Below are 5,207 nucleotides of genomic sequence, written 5' to 3' on the forward strand. Positions count from 1 at the left end.
GAATTACAGGTAAATTCGTTAACCATTCTACTTGTCTAAAGTTCAAAAACTCCAAATTTTGACCAAAACTCTACGTAAAATTTATCAAAAAATATCAATCGATAAACTCCCAAATCTACCTTTTTTGTGAAATTTTTTTAAATCACATGATTCTTATCAATTTTGGCGGGGAGACGAGTTATATGCTCTTATACTAAAGCCGAATCCCAAGATTCTTATAAGAACTACTTTTGACCGTTCAATTTTCGTTAGGTTTAATTTAGCAATCAGAGTCATCTGATATGTCACCAGATATCAAATTTTCTTCTTGCGGTGAAAAACCTTGAGTACATGACATGGTTTTAACTTCAGAAGAATATTGTTCCTCGCTTGATATATCATTATCAACACGCATTTTAGCAAATTTTTTAAGAACTGCCGCCTCTCCAGCAGCCTCTTGTTTTCTTTGCTCCTTTTCAAAATCGAAGGTTTTCTTTGGCTTTGAATCCTTAAATGAAACAATAAAGCGTTTTTCCTCGCTTGTTACATCAGATGATGCTTTCATATTTTTTATAATAAATTAAATTTACAAGATTTTTAAAAAATACCAGTTAATCCGAACCATCAGTATAGCCTTTGATCCCAGAACCTGGAAGCACAATTTGGAAATTGTAAATGCTTGTATCAGTGGCCTCAAGAGCTTCAGCAATAGATTGTAATTCTGGCTTATCATGTGGATTACTCACTTTGTTACTATCAAGCATTACGGTGGTCTGAATCGTACCAAGCATATAATGTTCTACACGCAAATCAATATGTGAAGCTGCACCCTGCATTGCTGGCGGATAAGTTGTGACAAACGTAAACTCACCTTTGTTATTTGTCGTCGCTGTACCGTTACCAGTAAATGTAAGTTCTTTATTAATGTCTACTAAACTCTTTTTTGCTATATTCTTAAGTGGTTTATAAGGGTATTTACCGTTACAGTTGGCCTGCCAAATATAAACTTTTGCATCAGCAACAGGAATACAATTTTGGTCTAAAACTTTCCCATGTACTATTATTTTTTTACCACAAAAAATTTCTTCTTGCCCTGCTTTTCGGAGTAAATTATTTGAAGACTCAAAACTTTCTGGCTCATAGTCATTCATAGTAACTTTAGTAACTGCACAAAAATTTAAATCTCGTAGATTTTCTTCGACCCCAACTGCGATAGCTAAGCTTGCAGTAAAAATAACAAAAACAGATAGAGCTAGCTTAAAGTGACTCATAATTACTACCTAAAAAATTATATATATTTATTTGTGTATACAACTAACCAACTATTATTTATAAAGTGATAATTTTTTGGTTATCTGCGTCACTATATCCCATTTACCAAAAAGTACTGCTGCATAATAAATATGTTCGTCCTGAGTTTTTCGCGTGATATTTTCTATTTGCTCTAAATAGGTCCCCCCAGTCATGCTATCAACAAATGCTAGCTGCATAATCTTAGCTTCTTTTGCAGCTAAAACAGCTTTCTTAATCTCATTTGATTTGCCGCGTAAAACAATATAAGGCATACCGGAGACTTTCCAATCATTACCACTTGCATCTTTGTTTGATTGTAGAAAGCTTGTATCTTGACCAAGTAAAGCACCAATCGCAAATGATGCGTGTGTAGCTGCATTTAAAGCAACACCAATTTCTATATCTTTATTTACAATAATAACCAATTTATTTTCGAAGCTCATTTATCCTCCTAATGGACTAAAATTACTTTACCATTGAAAGTAAACCCTTACTTCGCAAATTAAACATATCATCAGTAGTTTCTCTTTTCTGGTTGATAAAAGTCCACATTATCTTTGCTAATTCTGATAGGCCTTAAGAATAAAGAAGATTTGTTTTGCACAAAACAAATAGTATGTCCCCAATATTTAGGATTGACTTGCGTAAAATCATCCCTCCAATGAGCTCCTCTACTTTCTTCTCTCCAAAGTGCCGACTCTATAGTGGCCTTAGCTGATACAATCATATTACCTAGCTCTAGATAATGTTGAAGTACCATATTCCACTGAAGCGACTTATCCATAATACCAGCCTTATTATAATCTTCTTCTATACTCGTGATATTTTTTAAGGCTTGGACAAGACCATCATAAGTCCTAAATACTCCCACATACTTACTCATAGTACTTTTCAATTGCCCTGCCATTGATTCAACATCACAAGCTTTTCTGGTAAAAATCTTTTTAAATTTATCGATATTTTTATGCCCTGCTAAATTCCTATTTTCTTGCTTATCCATATTTCCTAAAGAGTCCACAGCTTTTTTTGCGAAAACGACTAGGTCAAGCAACGAATTACAACCCAAACGCCCAGCGCCATGTACCGAAATACACGCAGCTTCACCTATTGCATATAAAGAGCCAACTTTATGCTCTCCTTGTTCGTCATATTTAATGACCTGACAATTACTATCAGTTGGTATGCCACCCATTGTGTAATGTGATGCTGGAGCAATTGGTATCAGATTTACACTTGCGTTAATTTTAGCAAATTCCATGCAATTCTCAAAAACGGTTGGTAGTTTTTCAACTATTTCATGTTCTGATAAATGCCTTAAATCAAGAAATACATAGTCTTGATCTTGACCACATCCTCTACCCTGATTTATCTCAGTCGCAATCGCTCTAGCGACAACATCTCTTGCCGCAAGTTCTTTAAATTTAGGAGCATATTTGAGCATGAACCTCTCGCCAAGCGAATTAAGTAATATTCCTCCAGCTGACCTTGCAGCTTCGGTAATCAAAACGCCTACCTTATGAAGTGCAGTTGGATGAAATTGCACAAATTCCATATCCTGCAAAGGAATACCCGCCCTAACTACTAACCCATTACCATCACCCGTACATACTGCCGATGATGTTGCAGTGGAATACATCTGGCTACATCCACCCGTAGCAATAATTGTGTTTTTTGCATTAATTATATTTATGGATCCATTTTCTATGTCCCAACACACTGCTCCGTTGCATTGATTATCTTCACAAATCAAATCTAATACAAAATTATAGTTATGAAATGTAATACTTTTGGAAATCGCTTCTTCGTAAAGCTTATGCATTATTGAATGGCCAGTCCTATCTTTTGCAAAGCAAGCCCGGTGCGCAAATGTTCCCTTACCATAGTCTGTACTCTGACCACCATATATTTTTTGATCAATTGTGCCATCTGTCATTCGATCAAACTCTACGCCTAATTCACTAAGCATGTTTATCACATCTGGAGCAGACTTACACATTTCCTCAACTGAATCCTGATCAGCTAGCCAGTCTGAGGCTTTTATAGTATCATATGAATGCCAGCGCCAATCATCTGGTGTCACGTTCCCAAGGCTTGCATTAATCCCCCCTTGAGCAGCTATTGTATGGCTTTTAAGTGGGTGAACTTTACTAACAACAGCCACCTTCCACCCTCTTCTTGCTGCAAAAATTGCCGCAGCAAGCCCAGAACCTCCAGAACCAACAATTAGCACATCATAAAAATGATTTTTTACTTTTAAATCCATATAAATATCGTTCAATCTTGAATCTTTAGCGTTCGATTGTTATAGTTTAGACTATTAAAGATATATAGAACATTACGTAAGATTATGCAAAAACTCCTGACACTAATTATTACAGGCGCCATTATTTACATGATATTTCAGCAAAGCCTGAGTTCTATGAAACCTCCAGAACACCTAAAAAAACCCGACACTCCTGACCAAGAACAAAAACCTGCTGAATTCAGTGGAACTTTTATCGAAAAAACTATTTCTGGCGTTTTATTGAATGTTTTAAAAACTGACGAAGGGAGATTATTTCTAGAAAGCCTTATTCAACCTATGAATAAGTCAGTTGCTGGTTCTGGCGCAAGTTTTGAAATGAACAGCGATAAATTTATCAACGCCTTATTTAAAATAAATACTTTTGGTAATGGCGAAAAGGGACCAGCTTCTTGCGGGCATATTGTTACAGTTCAATATAAAATACTATCTTTAACTAATACGTTGCTTGAAGAAAATACTGCGACATTCCCTCTTGGTTCTAATAAAATAGCACCAGGACTAGATGCCGTAATTGTTGGTATGAAAACTGGTCAAACACGCCACGCTACTATTTCTAGCAAATATTTTCCAGAAACCTATTCTAATAAATTGAGCGCCTTTAAGGTAAATGTATTACTGAAAGAAATAATGCCCGAAAATTTTGTCGATAATAATGTAAAAATATTTGATGACCAATTATCTTATAAAATCCCACTATTTTGTGGTGGAAAAGCTGTTTACGATGCAAAAATAACTAAACTTAGTGATGGAAAAGTAATTTATAACTCTGTTGATACCGGTAAAAAGATAAGTATGCAGATAGGAAATTTAGCTTATCCAATGATCTTTTCCCATTCCCTACACAACAAGATTCCCGTAGGAAATAGAACTGTCATTGCTAAAGGAAAATTATTTAAGTCCTACGCATCAAATTTTAGCACTATTTTTCCTGAAAACTCACTACCTGAAGATGAGTATTTTATGGTTGAATTCTTTAATTTTGATAACCAAATGCCAACACCTGGAACGACCCTTGATAAGATTCAGGGCTTGCAAAACGATAATATGATAGCAAATTAAAAGGAGTCATCTTTGAAAGGGGGCCTTCCTAAACTTGATTGAAGCTTGCGCCCGCCTTTGTCTTAGCATCTCATGAAACAGCCGAAGATCCTGAATCAAGTTCAGGATGACCTTTGGCATAATTAGTCCCTCCGTCAAAACTCTCCCCGCCTGAATTAACAAGGGGTTTCATGTCATAAACAGCTTACAAAATCCATAAGAAAATGGTATAATTACCGCATAAAGCTTACGGATTTTAAAATTATGCCTATAGAAAATATTACTTTTCTCCAAAAACAAGAAAGGTTATTTGAAGAGAAATTATCTACAAAACTAAATCCTAAAAACAAGTTATATAAACTAAGGGATTTAGTAAATTGGTCTGAACTTGAAGCCAGAGCATTGCCTAACATTGAAATCAAGCAATTTGGTAGAAATAAGAAAGATCATAGAGTAATGCTAGCACTATCAATGCTTCAAGCTATGTACAACGGTTCTGATTCGTTTACGGAGGAAGAGCTAAAGGAAAATATTTATTGGCAATATTTTTGTGGTTATGAATATTTGCAGCAAGATCTTGATGTGTCTGAAG

The 5,207-nt window shown here is 35.3% G+C and carries 6 protein-coding genes; 2 read left to right on the forward strand and 4 right to left on the reverse strand.

What is annotated here, in order from left to right:
- Positions 1-259: 259 nt before the first annotated feature.
- From Megvenef_RS07355 to Megvenef_RS07370, 4 genes are all read right to left on the reverse strand, one after another.
- The gene (locus Megvenef_RS07355; RefSeq protein ID WP_322777314.1) at positions 260-544 is read right to left on the reverse strand and encodes a hypothetical protein; all 285 of its coding nucleotides are present in this window, start codon (positions 542-544) and stop codon (positions 260-262) included.
- A gap of 46 nt (positions 545-590) precedes the next feature.
- On the reverse strand, positions 591-1,250 hold the full coding sequence (locus tag Megvenef_RS07360; RefSeq protein WP_322777315.1) for a dioxygenase family protein: 660 nt from the start codon (positions 1,248-1,250) through the stop codon (positions 591-593).
- A 54-nt stretch (positions 1,251-1,304) separates the two neighbouring features.
- Positions 1,305-1,715, reverse strand: coding sequence for a DUF2000 domain-containing protein (locus tag Megvenef_RS07365; RefSeq protein WP_322777316.1), 411 nt, complete (start codon positions 1,713-1,715; stop codon positions 1,305-1,307).
- A 71-nt stretch (positions 1,716-1,786) separates the two neighbouring features.
- Positions 1,787-3,535 carry an FAD-dependent oxidoreductase gene (locus tag Megvenef_RS07370; RefSeq protein ID WP_322777317.1) on the reverse strand — a complete coding sequence of 583 codons (1,749 nt, stop codon included), beginning with the start codon at positions 3,533-3,535 and terminating at the stop codon, positions 1,787-1,789.
- Between the two features lie 156 nt (positions 3,536-3,691).
- Here Megvenef_RS07370 and Megvenef_RS07375 point away from each other — a divergent pair, with 156 nt between their 5' ends.
- Both Megvenef_RS07375 and Megvenef_RS07380 read left to right on the forward strand, forming a co-directional pair.
- Positions 3,692-4,636 carry an FKBP-type peptidyl-prolyl cis-trans isomerase gene (locus tag Megvenef_RS07375; protein WP_322777318.1) on the forward strand — a complete coding sequence of 315 codons (945 nt, stop codon included), beginning with the start codon at positions 3,692-3,694 and terminating at the stop codon, positions 4,634-4,636.
- 243 nt (positions 4,637-4,879) lie between these two features.
- On the forward strand, positions 4,880-5,207 hold a 328-nt coding region (locus Megvenef_RS07380), incomplete at its 3' end, for a transposase (protein WP_322776028.1).

Source organism: Candidatus Megaera venefica (genome assembly GCF_034554655.1).
In the GTDB taxonomy this organism is placed as follows: domain Bacteria; phylum Pseudomonadota; class Alphaproteobacteria; order Rickettsiales; family Rickettsiaceae; genus Megaera_A; species Megaera_A venefica.

Excerpts from the sequence above, each read along its gene's own strand:
- Megvenef_RS07360 (WP_322777315.1), bottom strand. The coding sequence starts at position 1,250 with ATGAGTCACTTTAAGCTAGCTCTATCTGTTTTTGTTATTTTTACTGCA.
- Megvenef_RS07370 (WP_322777317.1), bottom strand. The coding sequence starts at position 3,535 with ATGGATTTAAAAGTAAAAAATCATTTTTATGATGTGCTAATTGTTGGT.
- Megvenef_RS07365 (WP_322777316.1), bottom strand. The coding sequence starts at position 1,715 with ATGAGCTTCGAAAATAAATTGGTTATTATTGTAAATAAAGATATAGAA.
- Megvenef_RS07355 (WP_322777314.1), bottom strand. The coding sequence starts at position 544 with ATGAAAGCATCATCTGATGTAACAAGCGAGGAAAAACGCTTTATTGTT.
- Megvenef_RS07375 (WP_322777318.1), top strand. The coding sequence starts at position 3,692 with ATGAAACCTCCAGAACACCTAAAAAAACCCGACACTCCTGACCAAGAA.